Genomic DNA, 17,999 nt, shown 5'->3' on the forward strand with positions numbered 1-17,999 from the left:
CTGACGGACGGTGACTTTGACCCGTCTTCGACCCTCTCCTCACCTTTTCACCCCCCTTGCGCCCATACGGGTGGTGTTCATCGGAACATCGACGCGCCACGGGCGAAGGTCCACCACTTCTCGACCCCCATACACATGATGAGGAAAGTACGCAAATCGCCCGACCCGAAAGTGAGGGGCCATGGCCCGGAACAAGGTCATGAAGCTGTGGACCACCATCGTCACCGCCTTCCTCGCGCTGTGCACGGCGCTCGGACTCGTCACCACGACCGCCGCCGCGGCCGTACCGCAGACCGAGCAGAAGAGCAACAGCAACGGCGCGAGCATCCCGCAGCAGCGGACGGCACCGACGACGTTTTCCCGGTCCTCTCCGAAGGCCCTGCCCCCCACTATGAAGCAGCGCATCCGCGCCGAGGCCCACGGCAAGACCCCCCGCTGCCGGCACCGCTCGCCCGCGGACACGGCGTCCTCCCCCGGCACCCACTGCACCGACGAGGACCCCGATCCCGAGGCGGACCATCTCACGCCCCTCCAGCGCTGACCCCCGGAACGACACCAAGCGATCTGCGTACAAAGCCCGGCAGCTCGGCAGAGCGGCCGGGCTTACGCATGCCCCGACCCGACGGCCCCGACTTCAGGGCGGGGCCTGCCTCGCCCCGGCCGCCGAAGCCAATAGACGACAAAGACCCCCAGCCGCATTCGACTGAGGGTCTTTCGCTGTGGGGCTAACAGGATTTGAACCTGTGGCCTCATCCTTATCAGGGATGCGCTCTAACCAACTGAGCTATAGCCCCGCCGCGCTTTGCGGGGGTGTGTCCCGCGCGCTGACTCCTGAAGATTAGCGCACGACATGGGAAGTCCCAAAATCGGTTGTCGGGCCACCGTCAGGACAACGACGAAGGTGACGTCACTCGTCCTCGGCGAGCGTCAGCTCCACGCCGCCCACGAAGCCCGCGGACAGGTTGTAGATGAACGCGCCGAGCGTCGCGAGGGCGGTCGCCAGGACCACGTCGATGACCGCGATGACCGACGTGAACATCAGGACGTTGGGCAGCGACAGGAAAGCCTGCAGGTCAAAGCCGTTGGACTCGTTCGAGCCGGTGGCCTCGGAGATCGTGCCGCCGACCGTCGAGAACACGCCCATCGCGTCCATGACCATCCACAGCACGGCGGCCGCGACGATCGTGCAGATGCCCAAGGCGATGGAGAGCAGGAAGCTGACCTTCATCACCGACCACGGGTCGGCCTTGGCCACCCGCAGCCGCGCCTTGCGGACGCGCGGAGTGGTACGCACCCCTGTGCGGGGACGCCGTACGGCATCGGGGCCGTCCCCGGCCGCCGCCTGCTGCTGTGCCGGGTAGGCCTGCGGCGGGTGGTACGGCCCGGCCTGCTGCTTCGTCTGCCGCTCCCCGGGCAGGGGCGAGGCCGTGCCCGGCTCCTGCCCGGCCGGCTGCGGCTGCCCTCCGGAGGCGGACGAACCCGCATCGCCCTTGGCCTGCTTGGTCTGCGGACCTCGGGTGTCCGTCACAGTTCCCCCCTGTGATCCATGCACGTCCGGCGACGGCTCGTCCTTGGTCGGGGACTTGATCGCCTTCAGGTTGGTCGTGTGCGGGTCCGCCGCACGCGCGGCGGAGCCACGGCCGCCGTCGTCCGCTTCCGTACCCCTCGAGGTTCCGGCCGGTCCGGCGCCCGTGGCTCCGCTCACGCTGACTCACTCCTCGTGCCTACTCGGCCGAGGGCGCCTCACCCTCGTCCGTGCCGGTGGTCACGGCGTCCTCAGCGGTCTCGTCGACGACCACATCGCCGTCGACCTCCTCCGCCTCGCGCCCCGCCTCGGCGTTGCGAGCGATGCCCACGACGGCATCGCGCTTGCCCAGATTGATCAGTTGGACGCCCATGGTGTCACGGCCGGTTTCCCTGATCTCGTTGACCCGCGTACGAATCACACCGCCCGACAGCGTGATGGCGAGGATCTCGTCGGTCTCCTCGACCACCAGCGCGCCGACGAGGGACCCACGGTCCTCGACGATCTTGGCAGCCTTGATGCCGAGGCCGCCGCGACCCTGGACGCGGTACTCGTCGACGGCGGTCCGCTTCGCGTACCCGCCGTCTGTGGCAGTGAACACGAACGTACCGGGTCGAACAACATTCATCGAGAGCAGCTCGTCGCCTTCGCGGAAGCTCATGCCCTTGACGCCCGAGGTGGCACGGCCCATGGGCCGCAGGGTGTCGTCCGATGCGGTGAACCTGATCGACTGCGCCTTCTTGCTGATCAGAAGCAGATCGTCGTCCGACGAAACGAGCTCGGCACCGATCAGTTCGTCGTCGGAGCCGTCCTCCATCGAGCGGAGGTTGATGGCGATCACACCGCCGGAACGGGGCGAATCGTAATCCTTCAGAGGCGTCTTCTTCACAAGTCCGGCCTTGGTGGCCAGAACGAGGTAGGGAACCGCCTCGTAGTCGCGGATCGCCAGGATCTCGGCGATCGCCTCGTCCGGCTGGAAGGCGAGCAGGTTGGCGACGTGCTGACCGCGCGCGTCCCGGCCGGCGTCCGGCAGCTCGTAGCCCTTGACCCGGTAGACCCGGCCCTTGTTGGTGAAGAACAGCAGCCAGTGGTGCGTGGTGGACACGAAGAAGTGGTCGACGATGTCGTCTTCCTTGAGCTTCGTGCCGCGCACGCCCTTGCCGCCGCGCTTCTGGGCGCGGTAGTCGTCGGTCTTGGTGCGCTTGATGTAGCCGCCCCGGGTGACCGTGACGACGATGTCCTCCTCGGCGATCAGGTCCTCGATGGACATGTCGCCCTCGTAGGGGATCAGCGTCGTCTTGCGGTCGTCGCCGAACTTCTCGACGATCGCGGCCAGCTCCGCGCTGACGATGCCGCGCTGGCGGACCGGGGAGGCCAGGATCTCGTTGTACTCGTTGATCTTCGCCTGGAGCTCGTCGTGCTCCTGGACGATCTTCTGGCGCTCCAGGGCGGCCAGTCGGCGCAGCTGCATCTCGAGGATGGCGTTGGCCTGGATCTCGTCGATCGTCAGCAGGTCCATCAGGCCGCCGCGGGCGATCTCGACGGTGTCGCTGCGCCGGATCAGCGCGATGACCTCGTCGATGGCGTCCAGGGCCTTCAGCAGACCGCGCAGGATGTGCGCCCGCTCCTCGGCCTTGCGCAGCCGGAAGCGCGTACGGCGGACGATGACCTCGATCTGGTGCGTCACCCAGTGGCGGATGAACGCGTCCAGGGAGAGCGTGCGCGGCACGCCGTCGACCAGGGCCAGCATGTTGGCGCCGAAGTTGGTCTGCAGGTCGGTGTGCTTGTACAGGTTGTTCAGCACGACCTTGGCGACCGCGTCCCGCTTCAGCACGATGACCAGGCGCTGGCCCGTGCGCGAGGAGGTCTCGTCGCGGACGTCCGCGATGCCGCCGATCTTGCCGTCCTTCACCAGGTCGGCGATCTTCTGGGCGAGGTTGTCGGGGTTCACCTGGTACGGCAGCTCCGTGACCACCAGGCACTGGCGGTTCTGGATCTCCTCGACCTCGACGACCGCACGCATGGTGATGGAGCCGCGACCGGTGCGGTACGCCTCCTCGATGCCCCGGCGGCCGACGACGAGCGCGCCGGTCGGGAAGTCCGGGCCCTTGATGCGCTCGATGAGCGCGTCGAGCAGCTCCTCGTGCGAGGCCTCGGGGTTCTCCAGGTACCACTGGGCGCCGGCGGCGACCTCGCGCAGGTTGTGCGGCGGGATGTTGGTCGCCATACCGACCGCGATACCGGCCGAGCCGTTGATCAGCAGGTTCGGGAAGCGGGCCGGCAGGACGGTCGGCTCCTGGGAGCGGCCGTCGTAGTTGTCCGTGAAGTCGACGGTCTCCTCGTCGATGTCACGGACCATCTCCATCGACAGCGGCGCCATCTTGCACTCGGTGTACCGCATGGCCGCGGCCGGGTCGTTGCCCGGGGAACCGAAGTTGCCGTTGGAGTCGACGAGCGGCATGCGCATCGACCAGGGCTGGGCGAGGCGCACGAGCGCGTCGTAGATGGAGGAGTCGCCGTGCGGGTGGTAGTTGCCCATGACGTCGCCGACGACGCGGGCGCACTTGTAGAAGCCGCGCTCGGGGCGGTAGCCGCCGTCGTACATGGCGTACAGCACACGGCGGTGGACGGGCTTGAGGCCGTCGCGGACGTCCGGCAGCGCACGCGAGACGATGACGGACATCGCGTAGTCGAGGTACGAGCGCTGCATCTCCGTCTCGAGCCCGACGGGCTCGACGCGCATGGCCAGGGCGTCACCCTCGGGCGTCGTCACGGGAGTGTTCTCGTCGGTCATTGCTGGTGAAAATCCTTCCGGGTGCGGTCAGCTGAGACCGACTCAGATGTCGAGGAAGCGGACGTCCTTGGCGTTGCGCTGGATGAACGCGCGGCGGGCCTCCACGTCCTCGCCCATGAGGACCGAGAACAGGTCGTCGGCCTGGGCGGCGTCGTCGAGGGTGACCTGGCCGAGGACGCGGTGCTCCTGGTCCATGGTCGTGATGCGCAGTTCCTCGGCGTTCATCTCACCGAGACCCTTGAAGCGCTGCACCGAGTCGTCCTTGATGCGCTTGCCCGCGTTGCGGCCCATCTCGATCAGGGCGTCGCGCTCGCGGTCGGAGTACGCGTACTCGAAGTCGTCCTTGCCCCACTTGATCTTGTAGAGCGGCGGGCGGGAGAGGTACACGTGTCCGGCCTCGACCAGGGGCCGCATGAAGCGGAACAGGAAGGTCAGCAGCAGGGTGTTGATGTGCTGGCCGTCGACGTCGGCGTCGGCCATCAGGATGATCTTGTGATAGCGCAGCTTCTCGATGTCGAAGTCCTCGTGGACTCCGGTGCCGAAGGCCGAGATCAGCGCCTGGATCTCCTGGTTCTGCAGGATCTTGTCGATCCGCGCCTTCTCGACGTTCAGGATCTTGCCGCGGATCGGGAGGATCGCCTGGTACTGCGGGTTGCGGCCGGACTTGGCCGAGCCGCCGGCGGAGTCACCCTCGACGATGAAGATCTCGCACTTGGTGGGATCGTTCGACTGGCAGTCGGAGAGCTTGCCCGGCAGGGACGCGGTCTCCAGCAGTCCCTTGCGGCGGGTGAGGTCACGGGCCTTGCGGGCCGCCACGCGCGCGGTGGCCGCCTGGATGCCCTTGCGGATGATGTCCGCGGCCTCGTTGGGGTTCCGGTCCAGCCAGTCCGTGAGGTGCTCGTAGACGACCTTCTGCACGAAGGTCTTGACCTCGGTGTTGCCCAGCTTGGTCTTCGTCTGGCCCTCGAACTGCGGCTCGCTCAGCTTGACCGAGATGATCGCCGTCAGACCCTCGCGGATGTCGTCGCCCGTGAGGTTGTCGTCCTTCTCGCGCAGCAGCCTCTTGTCGCGCGCGTACTTGTTGATCAGCGAGGTCAGCGCGGCGCGGAAACCCTCTTCGTGCGTACCGCCCTCGTGCGTGTGGATGATGTTGGCGAACGAGTACACGCCCTCGCTGTAGCCGCCGTTCCACTGCATCGCGAGTTCGAGGGACAGGCTCCGGTCCTTGTCCTCCGCCTCGAGGTCGATGACGGTGGGGTGCACCAGGTCTCCCTTGCGGGAGTTGAGGTACTTCACGAAGTCGACGATGCCGCCCTCGTAGTGGTACGAGACGCTCTTGACCTCGTGCTTCTCGTCCTCGCCCGCCTCGTCCGCACCGGCAGTGGCCTTCGCCGACTCGCGCTCGTCGGTGAGGTTGATCCGCAGACCCTTGTTGAGGAACGCCATCTCCTGGAAACGCCGCGACAGCGTCTCGAAGGAGTAGTCGGTGGTCTCGAAGATGTCCGGGTCGGCCCAGAAGACGACCGTGGTGCCGTGCTCGTCCGTGGCCTCGTGCTGGGCGAGCGGGGCCGTCGGGACGCCCAGCTTGTAGTCCTGGGTCCAGCGGTAGCCGTCGGTCTTGATCTCGACGGACACCTTGGTCGACAGGGCGTTCACGACGGAGACACCCACACCGTGCAGACCGCCGGAGACCGCGTAGCCGCCGCCGCCGAACTTTCCGCCCGCGTGCAGCACGGTCAGCACGACCTCGACGGCCGGCTTGCCCTCGGAGGGGACGATGCCGACCGGGATGCCACGGCCGTTGTCCACGACGCGCACGCCACCGTCGGCGAGGATCGTGACGTCGATCGTGTCCGCGTGACCGGCGAGGGCCTCGTCGACGGAGTTGTCGACGACCTCCTGCACCAGGTGGTGCAGGCCGCGCTCACCGGTCGAGCCGATGTACATGCCGGGTCGCTTGCGGACCGCGTCCAGACCCTCGAGGACGGTGATGGCACTGGCGTCGTACGAGGCGGTGACCTCGCTGTGGGAGGTGATCGCCTCGCTGCTCACGCCTTCGTCGGTGGACGGAATGTTCTCGTTGGGGTTGCCGGAATCGGCCACGAAGCGCCCTTTCTGGCACAGCACGAGCCAGGCTCGTCGGCGGGTTGCCGGAGCGGCTGCGGCATGTTGCGTTGGTAAGCCTTGATCAGCGTTGCTCAGCTTTTCCCGGACGGTCCCCACGAGTGGGGCGGGATTGCTTCCAGTCTACCGGTAGCACTGACACTGATGGGGGTTTGCCGGTACCTGAGTCCGCATGTGCCGCCCTCGATGGGTCTCGCCCGACTCCCGATATGCGGATGGGGGCTCCAAGAGGCTCACGGAGGCACTCAGCGCTTCCGGCCGTCAACCCTTGGCTACTTCGGAGTCAGGTCGTGATTCGCAACCGTGTGCGGGCACACGACAGAGTTGCCTCCGGCGCTCCGGAAGAGCCGCCGGAAGCCCTTGATGTGATGTCAGTCACGTGCTGTCGACGGGTGGGAAACCGGTGCCGATCAGCCGTAGGTGTCGCCCGGACCGGTGCTGCCGGGGGCGCGCAACGGGCCGTAGCGGCGGGCGGGGCCGCCGGGGCCCTGCACCTTGATCAGCTTCACCCGGCCGTGGCCCAGGTCCTCGTTCAAACGCGCGACCAGCGTGGGCGCGAGCAGCCGGAGGTTCGTCGCCCAGGCCGTCGAGTCACAGCGCACGGTCAGCACACGCTCGTCCTCGTCGTACTTCTCCGGCACACAGTGCTTGGCCACGTCCTCGCCGACGATCTGCGGCCAGCGGCCCATCACCCCGCCCACGGCGGCCGGCGCCTCCCAGCCGCGTTCGGTGATCAGCCGGTTGATCGCGGACCCGAGCGCCATGGGGTCGCGTCCGTCGGCGCGCGCGCCGGAGCGCAGACCGCCGCGGCGCGCCTGCTTCTTCTGCTGCGCCGCGTCCCCCCGCGCGCGTGCGGCGTCCTTGGCTGCGCGCAGCGCCACGCGCGCGAGGTCGACACCGGACGGCTCGGGAGGCTTCGGCGCCCCGCCGGAGCCCTGAGAGGGACTCGGGGTCCCGCCGGGTGTGTTCTCCGTCATACGCGTTCCACCGCCCCCTCGGACACGGCGAACCGCGTCCCGGACAGCACATGCGGTACGTCGTCGTCGACCGCGGCCGTCACCAGGACCTGCTCGCCCGGCGCGACCAGTTCCGCCAGGCGCTCACGGCGACGGGTGTCCAGCTCGGCGAAGACGTCGTCGAGCACCAGCACCGGCTCGTTGCCCTCCGCTCTCAGCAGGTCGTACGAGGCCAGGCGCAACGCCAGCGCGTAGGACCAGGACTCGCCGTGGGAGGCGTAGCCCTTGGCGGGAAGCTGGCCGAGCTTGAGCTGCAGGTCGTCCCGGTGCGGGCCGATCAGGGTGACACCGCGCTCGATCTCCTGCTTGCGGGCCTCGGCCAGCGCCGCCATCAGCTGCTCGAAGAGGTCCTCGCGGGTGTGCGCCTCACCGGGCGCGGACGGCTTGTACTCCAGCGCGATCGGGCCGCCGCCGGGCGCGAGTTGCTCGTAGGCCTTGTCGGCCAGCGGCTGGATCGTCGCGATCAGGTCCAGCCGCTGGGCGAGCAACTCGGCTCCCGCGCGCGCGAGATGCTGGTCCCACACGTCCAGAGTGGACATGTCCATCGTGCGACCGCCGTGCCTGCGGGCCAGCGCGGCCGACTTCAGCAGGGTGTTGCGCTGCTTGAGGACCCGGTCGTAGTCGGAACGGACCCCGGCCATCCGCGGAGACCGCGCGGTGATCAGCTCGTCGAGGAAACGGCGCCGCTCACCGGGGTCGCCCTTGACCAGCGCGAGATCCTCGGGTGCGAACAGCACGGTCCGTACGATCCCCAGCACGTCACGCGGCCTGACCTGCGACGACCTGTTGATGCGGGCCCGGTTGGCTCGCCCCGGGTTCAGCTCCAGCTCGACCAGCTGCTGCCGCTCGCCCTGCCGGACCTGGGCCCGGATGATCGCGCGCTCGGCGCCCATGCGCACCAGGGGGGCGTCGGAGGAGACCCGGTGACTGCCGAGGGTGGCGAGATAGCCGACGGCCTCGACGAGGTTGGTCTTGCCCTGCCCGTTCGGCCCGACGAAGGCCGTCACCCCGGGGTCGAGCGGGACCTCGACCCGGGGGTACGAGCGGAAGTCGGCCAGCGACAGATGCGTGACGTGCATGGTCGTTTCGCCGACCTCCCCGGACGGTTGTGGACTGCCGTGCAGCCCTGTGGACTACTTCTTCTCGTCTGGACTACTTCTTCTCGACCGCGTGGCCGCCGAACTGATTCCGCAGCGCCGCGATCATCTTCATCTGGGGCGAGTCCTCCTGGCGGGAGGCGAACCGCGCGAACAGCGACGCGGTGATCGCCGGCAGCGGCACCGCGTTGTCGATGGCGGCCTCCACAGTCCAGCGTCCCTCGCCGGAGTCCTGTGCATAACCCCGCAGCTCGTCCAGGTGCTCGTCCTCGTCGAGCGCGTTGACCGCGAGGTCGAGCAGCCAGGAGCGGATGACCGTGCCCTCCTGCCAGGAGCGGAAGACCTCCCGGACGTCGGTCACGGAATCGACCTTCTCCAGGAGCTCCCAGCCCTCGGCATAAGCCTGCATCATCGCGTACTCGATGCCGTTGTGGACCATCTTCGCGAAGTGGCCCGCACCGACCTTGCCCGCGTGCACCGAACCCGAGTCGCCCTCCGGCTTGAGGGCGTCGAAGACCGGCTGCACCTTGGCTACGTGCTCCTTGTCGCCGCCGTACATCAGCGCATAGCCGTTCTCCAGGCCCCAGACGCCGCCGGAGACCCCGCAGTCGACGAAACCGATGCCCTTGGCCGCCAGCTCCTCGGCATGCTTGACGTCGTCGGTCCAGCGGGAATTGCCGCCGTCCACGACCACGTCGCCCGGCTCCAGCAGCTCGGCGAGCCGGGCGATCGTGGTCTGCGTGGCCTCGCCCGCGGGGACCATCACCCAGATCACGCGCGGCCCGCTGAGCTTGCCCACAAGATCTTCCAGGCTGTGGACATCGGCGAGGTCCGGGTTGCGGTCGTATCCGAGGACGGTGTGACCTGCGCGGCGGATCCGCTCGCGCATGTTGCCGCCCATCTTGCCGAGGCCGACGAGACCGAGCTCCATCAGTTGTTTTCCTTAGGTTCTGCGACGTGGCGTGGCGGCACGTGCGTACCGCGAGGCACTTTCGTACCCGCGTCCGACCCTAAACCCGGACGCTCGCGCACATCTGTGGGCATACGCGCTCAGTCGTACGCCCTCACCTGCGGGGTTGTCCTCAGCCTGTGGACAACCCCCTGATCCCCGGCCTGACTCCGGGCCGGTGGCCGGCTCAGCCGCTGAGGCGGACCGGCATGATCAGGTACTTGTAGGCGTCGTCCGCCTCGGCATCCAGCGCCGGCTTGCCGCTGAGCAGCGCGGGCTTGGTGGACGTCGTGAACGACAGCTGGGCCACCGGGGAGTCGATGGCGCTCAGGCCGTCCAGCAGGAACGTCGGGTTGAAGGCGATCGAGATGTCGTCGCCCTCGAGGTGGGCGTCAACCCTTTCCACAGCCTGTGCGTCGTCGCTGGAACCGGCCTCCAGGATGAGCACGCCCTGCTCGAAGCTGAGCCGCACCGGGGTGTTGCGCTCGGCGACCAGGGCCACGCGCTTGACGGCCTCCACGAAGGGGGCGGTCTCGATGACGGCGACGCTGTTGAACTCCGTCGGGAACAGCGTGCGGTACTTCGGGAGGTCGCCCTCGAGCAGGCGGGTCGTCGTACGGCGGCCGGCGCCCTCGAAGCCGATCAGGCCCTCGCCGGAGCCCGAGCCGGACAGCGCCAGGATCACCTGGTCACCGCTGGTCAGGGCCTTGGCGGTGTCCAGGAGCGTCTTGGCGGGCACCAGGGCGACCGCGGAGGCCTCCGGGTTCTCCGGCTTCCACAGGAACTCGCGGACCGCGAAGCGGTAGCGGTCGGTGGACGCCAGCGTGACGGTGTCGCCCTCGATCTCGATGCGCACACCGGTGAGGACGGGCAGCGTGTCGTCACGGCCGGCCGCGATGGCGACCTGGGCGGCGGCGGAGGCGAAGACCTCGCCGGGGACCGTGCCCGTCGCGTTCGGCATCTGGGGCAGGGCCGGGTACTCCTCCACAGGCAGGGTGTGGAGTGTGAACCGGGACGAGCCGCAGACCACGGTCGCCCGTACACCGTCTGTGGAGATCTCCACCGGGCGGTTGGGCAGCGCTCGGCAGATGTCCGCGAGCAGGCGGCCGGAGACCAGGACCGTGCCCTCCTCCTCGACCTCGGCCTCCACGGAGACCCGTGCGGAGACCTCGTAGTCGAAGCCGGACAGGCTCAGCTGACCTTCCTCGGCCTTCAGCAGGAGGCCGGCGAGGACAGGCGCCGGCGGACGGGCCGGGAGGCTGCGTGCCGCCCAGGCCACTGCCTCCGCGAGTACGTCGCGTTCCACCCGGATCTTCACTGTTGCCGCCTCCTGCTGTTGCCGGCGCTTCTCGCTCTGCCTGGCCCTCGTCGTCTGTCTCGGTGCCGTCGGTCCCTGTGAGGGGGAGGACACCGGGGACCAGTCTGACGCACCGCACTGACAGTAGGTGCCTCTCGGGGTCAAGTCGTGACGAGGGGCAGCCGGGCACCGAAGAGCGAGTTGTGCACAGGGCCCCCTTCGAAACGGATTCCCAGCTCTCTCTAGTCGGGAGTAGTAGTAGGGCCTGTGGATACCGTGGATAACCTCGTTTGCCCAGCTCAGAGCGCGAATTTTGTCCACGGGGCCTGTGGGTGGAGGCGGTGGACAACCGGGCGCATCTGTGGAGAACAGAAAGTTCTGCACACGCCGTGCACAGGGGGAGGCGAGTTCTCCCCAGCGCCATCCCCAGCTTTACCCAGCTTTCCCACAGCCCAACCCGGCACCTTCGTGTGACGCCTTTCACTCGACCCGGTGAGGAGGCGCGTCGCGTTGCCGAACAGTGGACAGGCATGTGGAGAAGCGACCGATCGCTGGGGACAACTGCCCCCAGCCTGTGGGTGGCCGGTGGACAACTCGATGCACAGCCTGTGGATCATCTCGTCGTCCACAGTCTGTGGAGATCCTTCGTCCACCAATCCACAACCACCTGAGCTGGTCTGATGGTCTTTCAACAGCGGACGCTGTGGACACGATCTGGACAACTCCCCGGTCCCCAGGATGTGGACGGCAGAAAGTCCCCGAATCTGTGGAGAGAGGCCGTAACCCGGCGAGTAATCGAACAGTGGATTGCGAGCGGGTGCCCGGGGATGTGTGGGGACGGGGCCCGAGAACTGCCCCGGGCGGGGCTCGCAAGGCTTTGTGGCCCCTCCTGAGACATGAAGAAGGGCGCCCCCGGAACCACAGGAGGGCGCCCTCAGCGGCGTTCCGCCGTCGCCGTCAGCCGTTCTTGATGCGGTTGGTCAGCTCCGTGACCTGGTTGTAGATGGACCGGCGCTCGGCCATCAGGTTGCGGATCTTGCGGTCCGCGTGCATGACCGTGGTGTGGTCGCGCCCGCCGAACAGCGCGCCGATCTTGGGCAGAGACAGGTCCGTCAGCTCACGGCACAGATACATGGCGATCTGCCGGGCGGTGACGAGGGCGCGGCCGCGCGAGGTGCCGCACAGGTCCTCGACGGTCAGCCCGAAGTAGTCCGCCGTCGCGCCCATGATGGCCGTCGAGGTGATCTCGGGGGCCGAGTCCTCGCCGCCGGGGATGAGGTCCTTCAGAACGATCTCCGTCAGCCCCAGATCCACCGGCTGCCGGTTGAGCGAGGCGAACGCCGTGACCCGGATCAGCGCGCCCTCCAGCTCGCGGATGTTCCGCGAGATCCGGGACGCGATGAACTCCAGCACCTCGGGCGGCGCGTTCAGCTGCTCCTGCACGGCCTTCTTGCGGAGGATCGCGATCCGCGTCTCCAGCTCGGGCGGCTGGACGTCCGTGATCAGTCCCCACTCGAAACGGTTCCGCAGCCGGTCCTCCAGCGTGACCAGCTGCTTCGGCGGCCGGTCGGAGGAGAGCACGATCTGCTTGTTCGCGTTGTGCAGCGTGTTGAAGGTGTGGAAGAACTCCTCCTGCGTCGACTCCTTGTCCGCGAGGAACTGGATGTCGTCGACGAGCAGGATGTCCATCTCGCGGTACCGCTTGCGGAAGCTGTCGCCCTTGCCGTCGCGGATGGAGTTGATGAACTCGTTGGTGAACTCCTCCGAGCTGACGTACCGCACCCGCGTGCCCGGGTAGAGGCTGCGTGCGTAGTGCCCGATCGCGTGCAGCAGGTGGGTCTTGCCGAGTCCGGACTCCCCGTAGATGAACAAGGGGTTGTAGGCCTTCGCCGGTGCCTCGGCCACGGCGACCGCGGCCGCGTGCGCGAAGCGGTTGGAGGCGCCGATGACGAAGGTGTCGAAGAGGTACTTCGGGTTCAGGCGGGCGGTGGGCTCGCCCGGGCCGGTCGCCGGTGCGGGCTGCGCGGCCAGCGGGCCGGGCGCACCGGTCGTCGGCAGGTTCGGGCCCACCGGGCCGCCTCGGTGCACGTGGCCCGAGCCGGCGGGCGGCTCGGGCAGCTCCCGGCGCACCGCGTCGCGCTGGTCGTAGTCGCCACGTGGCTTGTCGTAGTCGGAGCGCGGCTGCTCGTAGGAGGGGCGCTCCATCGGCTGCGGGCGGTAGTCCTGGGAGGAGGCGCCGTAGGAGTCCTGTGCGGGCGGGCCGTAGGAGTCCTTGGACCCCTTGGATCCGTACGCGTTCTGGGAGCCGGAGCCGTAGGGGTCCTGTGGGTTGTACGCGTCCTGGGAGCCGTACGAGTCCTGCCCGGGTGACGCGTACGGGTCACGCTCGGGGAAGCCGAGGCGCTGCTGCTGCCAGCCGTACTCCTCCTGCTGCGACGGCCGCGGCCAGGCACCGGGCTCGGGGCGCTGGTACTCGGACGGGTACGCGGGCCGGGCCGTCGGAAGCTGGTCTGCGCGCGTAGGCGGAAGCTGGTCGCCGGACGGCCCGGGCGCCTGGTCGGCGCGGTGGCGGCCGTACCCGTCGTACCCGTCACGGTCCTGGCGGTCGTATCCGTCACGGTCCTGGCGGTCGTATCCGTCACGGTCCGGACGGTCGTAGGCATCGCGCTCGGGGCGGTCGTACCCGTCACGCTCGGGGCGGTCGTAGCCATCGCGGTCCGGACGTTCGTATGCGTCGCGGTCCTGGCGCGCGGAGGGGAGTTCGGGCTCCTCGTAGCGCTGCTGGGGGCGGGCCGGGGGCGCGGGGGTGGCGGGCGGCTCGCCCGCGGAGTCGTCGACGGTGATCGCGATCCGGATCGGGCGTCCGCACTCGCGGCTCAGCGTCTCGCTGACGATCGGCGCCAGCCGGCCCTCCAGTACGCCCTTCGCGAACTCGTTCGGTACGGCGAGCAGCGCGGTGTCCGCGACCAGCGCGAGCGGCTGGCAGCGCCGGATCCAGTGCTCGTCCTTCCCTTCGACCCCCTGACCGCGGCCCTCCCCGAGGAGCTGCTCCAATACGCGTGGCCACACTGCGGCAAGATCGGCAGGTACGTCAGCCACAGGGCACGCTCTCTCACAGGTCCCACGAACGTGTGGTTCTGGGACGGCTCGGGATGTAAATCGGGTGGGGCAGGGATAAGGGAACGAATCGGAGTTCCGTCACGGTAGTCAGCGCGACCGGTAGGGTTCAAGTTGTTGTCCCCAGCCTGTGGACAAGTGTCTCCCGGCGACTCCCGGTTTGACCGGATGGCGTAGCCGCGCGTACCGTAACCAGGTCGAGTTGTCGATGGCTGCTGCCGCCTGCCTCCGATGGGCACAGATCATTTGGGTGATCGGTCAGCGGTGCACTCGGGCGTAACTGCGAGCTACTCGTGGGCGCACGGTGACAGCCAGGACGGCACCCCGCAACCACCGATTCTTTCTGGAGCCCCCGAGTGAGCAAGCGCACCTTCCAGCCGAACAACCGTCGTCGCGCGAAGACCCACGGCTTCCGCCTGCGGATGCGTACCCGTGCCGGCCGCGCGATTCTCGCGAACCGCCGCAGCAAGGGTCGCGCCAGCCTGTCCGCCTGATCCTGATCAGGTCATGACGTCGTGCTGCCTACCGAGCATCGGCTGAGGCGGCGCGAGGACTTCGCGACCGCGGTACGACGAGGACGCCGGGCCGGACGCCCACTCCTCGTCGTCCACCTACGTAGCGGTTCCACGGACCCGCACGCGCCTGGGGAGAGCGCTCCCCCGACGCGTGCGGGTTTCGTCGTGAGCAAAGCGGTGGGTGGCGCGGTCGTGCGCAACAAAGTGAAGCGCAGGCTTCGCCACCTGATGCGCGAGCGAGTCGCCCAGCTGCCCCCCGGTAGCCTGGTAGTCGTACGAGCGCTGCCCGGATCGGGCGACGCCGACCATGCACAGCTGGCCCGAGACCTGGACGCCGCTCTCCAGCGGTTGCTGGGAGGGGGCGCGCGATGAAGTACCCGCTGCTGGCTCTGATCAAGCTCTACCAGTGGACGATCAGTCCGCTGCTCGGGCCGGTCTGCAAGTACTACCCGTCGTGCTCCCACTACGGCTTCACGGCCATCGACCGGCATGGTGCCATCAAGGGAACGGCACTCACAGCCTGGCGCATCCTGCGGTGCAATCCGTGGTCGCTGGGCGGTGTGGACCATGTCCCGCCGCGCAAGCGCCCGCGGTGGCACGAAATGCTGCGCAACGCGTGGCATGCACGCAAGGGCGGGCCCGCCGCCGTCGGACCGGCCACCGAGGGACGGACTTCTCCCACCAGTCCGTCGAGTCCTTCGAGCCCGGCCGCAGAGACACCGTCCCATGCCCAAGGAGCATGATTAGTGGACACGATTGCCAGCCTCTTCAGCTTCATCACCACACCCGTCTCCTGGGTCATCGTCCAGTTCCACTCGGTGTACGGCGCCCTCTTCGGCCCTGACACCGGTTGGGCCTGGGGCCTGTCGATCGTGTCCCTGGTGATCCTGATCCGCATCTGCCTGATCCCGCTCTTCGTGAAGCAGATCAAGGCGACCCGGGCCATGCAGACGCTGCAGCCCGAGATGAAGAAGATCCAGGAGCGCTACAAGAACGACAAGCAGCGTCAGTCCGAAGAGATGATGAAGCTGTACAAGGAGACGGGCACCAACCCGCTCTCCTCGTGCCTTCCCATCCTGGCGCAGTCCCCGTTCTTCTTCGCCCTGTACCACGTGCTCAACAGCATCGCGAACAACGACACCATCGGTGTCATCAACCAGAGCCTGCTGGAGAGCGCGCAGAAGGCGCACATCTTCGGGGCCCCGCTGGCCGCGAAGTTCACCGACAGCAGCGCTGATGTCGCCGCCCTCGACGCCTCGCTGACCACCGTCCGCATCGTCACCGCGGTCATGATCGTCCTGATGTCGGCGTCGCAGTTCTACACGCAGCGCCAGCTGATGACGAAGAACGTCGACACCACGGTGAAGACCCCGTTCATGCAGCAGCAGAAGATGCTGATGTACGTCTTCCCGGTCATGTTCGCCGTCTTCGGCATCAACTTCCCGGTCGGTGTCCTCGTCTACTGGCTGACCACCAACGTGTGGACCATGGGCCAGCAGATGTACGTCATCCACAACAACCCGACCCCGGGTTCCAAGGCCCAGGCCTCGTACCTCGACCGCCTGACCAAGCACGTCACGCAGCACGAGAAGGTCGGTCGGCGCCGCGACCGTGCCATCGTGAAGGCGATCGTCGTCAAGGGCCGCGACCGCAACGAGTTCGAGCGCAAGTTCATCAACGGCCTGAGCAAGGCCGGCCTGGCCGCCCAGGCCGACGGCACCGTGATCAAGAGCGACACCGCGGCCGCAGCCCAGGCCGAGGACGGTACGCCGACCACCGCCGTCGGCACCCCGAAGCGTCAGCAGCCCAAGCGGCAGAGCAAGTCGCAGCGGCAGCACGGCGGCGCCGTCGGTCCGAAGGCGGCCGGTGAGAGCGAGCCGAAGACGTCGCTGACCAAGGCCGACGAGCCTGAGGACGCCAAGCCAGCCGCCGCTGCCAAGAAGGGCGGCGCGAAGCCCGCCGGCGGTACCCGCAGCAAGGCCCAGTCCGGACAGCGCAAGGGTCCGCAGCGGCCCAAGTCCCCGTCCAAGAAGTAAGAAGGAGTCCATCCCGTGACGGAAGGCACCACCTCCGCCGCTGCCGAGGGTGCAGACACCCTGACTCGCCTGGAGCAGGAAGGCGAGATCGCGGCGGACTACCTGGAGGGTCTGCTCGACATCGCCGACCTCGACGGCGATATCGACATGGACGTCGAGGCCGACCGTGCCTCCGTCTCGATCATCAGTGACACGGGCGGCCGCGATCTGCAGAAGCTGGTCGGCCGCGACGGCGAGGTGCTGGAAGCGCTCCAGGAGCTCACCCGTCTGGCTGTGCACCGGGAGACCGGTGATCGCAGCCGTCTGATGCTCGACATCGCGGGGTACCGGGCCCAGAAGCGCTCCGAGCTCTCCGAGCTGGGCGCCAAGGCCGCCGCGGAGGCGAAGAGCAGCGGTGAGGCCGTCAAGCTGAAGCCGATGTCGCCCTTCGAGCGCAAGGTCGTGCACGACGCGGTCAAGGCCGCGGGCCTGCGCAGCGAGTCCGAGGGCGAGGAGCCGCAGCGTTTCGTCGTCGTGCTGCCTGCCTGAGCGGCCCTAGCGTTCCCCGGCCCCGTCTGTTGCGCAGGCGGGGCCGAACTTTGTCAGCCTGATAGTTCTGGTGGTTCTGGTGTCGGCGCCGGGTGCGCTGACGCGGTACGGAAGGACGGTCCCCCGTGACGGAGGCAGCGGAGCTTCCCCCCGCGCCCGAGCAGGCGCGCGAGGTGTTCGGTGATCGCTTCGCGGATGCGGTGCGGTACGCCGAGCTGCTCGCAGAGGCGGGCGTGCAGCGCGGTCTCATCGGCCCGCGAGAGGTGCCCCGGTTGTGGGAGCGGCACCTGCTGAACTGCGCGGTGCTCTCGGAGGTCGTGCCCGACAGCGTGACCGTGTGCGACGTCGGCTCCGGCGCCGGGCTCCCCGGCATTCCGCTGGCGCTGGTCCGCACGGACCTGAAGATCACACTCCTGGAGCCGCTGCTTCGGCGTACCAACTTCCTCACCGAGGTCGTGGAGCTGCTCGGCCTCGACCATGTGACGGTCGTGCGCGGCCGGGCCGAAGAGGTCATGGGGAAGATTCAGCCCGTCCACGTCGTGACGGCCCGAGCCGTCGCGCCCCTCGACCGGCTCGCCACCTGGGGCATTCCGCTGCTGCGGCCGTACGGGGAGATGCTCGCGCTCAAGGGTGACACCGCCGAGGAGGAGCTGAAGAGCGCTTCGGCGGCGCTGAGCAAGCTGGGTGCGGTGGAGACGTCCATCCTGCATGTGGGTGAGGGCGTGGTGGACCCGACCTCCACCGTCGTACGGGTCGAGGTCGGGGAGAGTCCCGGCGGTGTGCGCTTCGCTGCGAAGCGGGCCAAGGCGGCTCGCACGGGGCGGACGCGCCGACGGCGCTGATCCGTCCTGACGACGAGACGTACTCCACACAAGCTGCCAAACAGATGCAAGCCGGAGTGTCGCGGCAGTCCGGCCCCGGCTGCTGTGCATCGTGTTTCACGTGAAACGTCGCTCACTGCTGCACGGCATCATCAGTCGTGGCCGCGCTGCGGCCGAACC

At 68.2% G+C, this 17,999-nt stretch carries 14 protein-coding genes, 1 tRNA gene and 2 pseudogenes; 7 read left to right on the forward strand and 10 right to left on the reverse strand.

Annotated features, from left to right (window positions below; translation table 11 throughout):
* Positions 1-181: 181 nt before the first annotated feature.
* On the forward strand, positions 182-541 hold the full coding sequence (locus ACFY5B_RS02000; protein ID WP_389963136.1) for a DUF6344 domain-containing protein: 360 nt from the start codon (positions 182-184) through the stop codon (positions 539-541).
* A gap of 179 nt (positions 542-720) precedes the next feature.
* Here ACFY5B_RS02000 and ACFY5B_RS02005 read toward each other — a convergent pair.
* The 10 genes and pseudogenes from ACFY5B_RS02005 to dnaA (ACFY5B_RS02050) form a co-directional block, all read right to left on the reverse strand.
* Positions 721-794: transfer RNA gene (locus tag ACFY5B_RS02005), tRNA-Ile, on the reverse strand.
* Positions 795-907: 113 nt separating this feature from the next.
* Complete coding sequence (locus ACFY5B_RS02010; RefSeq protein ID WP_389963139.1) at positions 908-1,705, reverse strand: DUF3566 domain-containing protein; 798 nt, start codon at positions 1,703-1,705, stop codon at positions 908-910.
* Between the two features lie 19 nt (positions 1,706-1,724).
* Positions 1,725-4,319, reverse strand: coding sequence for a DNA gyrase subunit A (gyrA, locus tag ACFY5B_RS02015; protein ID WP_389963142.1), 2,595 nt, complete (start codon positions 4,317-4,319; stop codon positions 1,725-1,727).
* 42 nt (positions 4,320-4,361) lie between these two features.
* Positions 4,362-6,422 carry a DNA topoisomerase (ATP-hydrolyzing) subunit B gene (gyrB, locus tag ACFY5B_RS02020; protein ID WP_351638148.1) on the reverse strand — a complete coding sequence of 687 codons (2,061 nt, stop codon included), beginning with the start codon at positions 6,420-6,422 and terminating at the stop codon, positions 4,362-4,364.
* 431 nt (positions 6,423-6,853) lie between these two features.
* Positions 6,854-7,420 carry a DUF721 domain-containing protein gene (locus ACFY5B_RS02025; RefSeq protein WP_389963145.1) on the reverse strand — a complete coding sequence of 189 codons (567 nt, stop codon included), beginning with the start codon at positions 7,418-7,420 and terminating at the stop codon, positions 6,854-6,856.
* Entirely contained in the window at positions 7,417-8,538 is a 1,122-nt protein-coding gene (recF, locus tag ACFY5B_RS02030; RefSeq protein ID WP_352097338.1) for a DNA replication/repair protein RecF, read from the reverse strand. The genes ACFY5B_RS02025 and recF overlap by 4 nt, the downstream gene beginning before the upstream one ends.
* 73 nt (positions 8,539-8,611) lie before the next feature.
* Positions 8,612-9,487 (reverse strand): phosphogluconate dehydrogenase (NAD(+)-dependent, decarboxylating), encoded by an 876-nt coding sequence (gene gnd, locus ACFY5B_RS02035; protein ID WP_389963149.1) that lies wholly within the window; start codon positions 9,485-9,487, stop codon positions 8,612-8,614.
* Between the two features lie 205 nt (positions 9,488-9,692).
* Positions 9,693-10,823 carry a DNA polymerase III subunit beta gene (gene dnaN / locus ACFY5B_RS02040; RefSeq protein WP_344460650.1) on the reverse strand — a complete coding sequence of 377 codons (1,131 nt, stop codon included), beginning with the start codon at positions 10,821-10,823 and terminating at the stop codon, positions 9,693-9,695.
* Between the two features lie 936 nt (positions 10,824-11,759).
* A pseudogene (gene dnaA / locus ACFY5B_RS02045) lies at positions 11,760-13,475 on the reverse strand (chromosomal replication initiator protein DnaA); the annotation flags it as partial.
* 75 nt (positions 13,476-13,550) lie between these two features.
* Positions 13,551-13,901 (reverse strand): annotated as a pseudogene (gene dnaA / locus ACFY5B_RS02050) (chromosomal replication initiator protein DnaA); the annotation flags it as partial.
* A 374-nt stretch (positions 13,902-14,275) separates the two neighbouring features.
* Here dnaA (ACFY5B_RS02050) and rpmH point away from each other — a divergent pair.
* The 6 genes from rpmH to rsmG all read left to right on the forward strand — a co-directional run bounded on the left by rpmH (position 14,276) and on the right by rsmG (position 17,840).
* Positions 14,276-14,413, forward strand: a complete 138-nt coding sequence (gene rpmH, locus ACFY5B_RS02055; RefSeq protein ID WP_005482975.1) for a 50S ribosomal protein L34 — start codon at positions 14,276-14,278, stop codon at positions 14,411-14,413.
* Positions 14,414-14,434: 21 nt separating this feature from the next.
* The gene (rnpA, locus tag ACFY5B_RS02060) at positions 14,435-14,806 is read left to right on the forward strand and encodes a ribonuclease P protein component (RefSeq protein WP_078615240.1); all 372 of its coding nucleotides are present in this window, start codon (positions 14,435-14,437) and stop codon (positions 14,804-14,806) included.
* Positions 14,803-15,177, forward strand: a complete 375-nt coding sequence (gene yidD / locus ACFY5B_RS02065; RefSeq protein ID WP_389963155.1) for a membrane protein insertion efficiency factor YidD — start codon at positions 14,803-14,805, stop codon at positions 15,175-15,177. Before rnpA ends, yidD begins: the two co-directional genes overlap by 4 nt.
* 3 nt (positions 15,178-15,180) lie before the next feature.
* Positions 15,181-16,470 carry a membrane protein insertase YidC gene (gene yidC / locus ACFY5B_RS02070; protein ID WP_389963158.1) on the forward strand — a complete coding sequence of 430 codons (1,290 nt, stop codon included), beginning with the start codon at positions 15,181-15,183 and terminating at the stop codon, positions 16,468-16,470.
* Positions 16,471-16,485: 15 nt separating this feature from the next.
* Positions 16,486-16,998, forward strand: a complete 513-nt coding sequence (locus ACFY5B_RS02075) for a R3H domain-containing nucleic acid-binding protein (protein ID WP_344460642.1) — start codon at positions 16,486-16,488, stop codon at positions 16,996-16,998.
* Between the two features lie 125 nt (positions 16,999-17,123).
* On the forward strand, positions 17,124-17,840 hold the full coding sequence (gene rsmG, locus ACFY5B_RS02080) for a 16S rRNA (guanine(527)-N(7))-methyltransferase RsmG (protein ID WP_351640897.1): 717 nt from the start codon (positions 17,124-17,126) through the stop codon (positions 17,838-17,840).
* Positions 17,841-17,999 lie beyond the last annotated feature (159 nt).

Origin of the sequence: Streptomyces sp. NPDC013187 (assembly GCF_042899705.1) — a bacterium.
GTDB lineage: Bacteria > Actinomycetota > Actinomycetes > Streptomycetales > Streptomycetaceae > Streptomyces > Streptomyces hawaiiensis_A.

What these genes read in the sequence shown, in the direction of transcription:
- ACFY5B_RS02000 (WP_389963136.1), top strand. Translation starts at nt 182, where the DNA reads ATGGCCCGGAACAAGGTCATGAAGCTGTGGACCACCATCGTCACCGCC.
- gyrA (WP_389963142.1), bottom strand. Translation starts at nt 4,319, where the DNA reads ATGACCGACGAGAACACTCCCGTGACGACGCCCGAGGGTGACGCCCTG.
- ACFY5B_RS02025 (WP_389963145.1), bottom strand. Translation starts at nt 7,420, where the DNA reads ATGACGGAGAACACACCCGGCGGGACCCCGAGTCCCTCTCAGGGCTCC.
- recF (WP_352097338.1), bottom strand. Translation starts at nt 8,538, where the DNA reads ATGCACGTCACGCATCTGTCGCTGGCCGACTTCCGCTCGTACCCCCGG.
- gnd (WP_389963149.1), bottom strand. Translation starts at nt 9,487, where the DNA reads ATGGAGCTCGGTCTCGTCGGCCTCGGCAAGATGGGCGGCAACATGCGC.
- yidD (WP_389963155.1), top strand. Translation starts at nt 14,803, where the DNA reads ATGAAGTACCCGCTGCTGGCTCTGATCAAGCTCTACCAGTGGACGATC.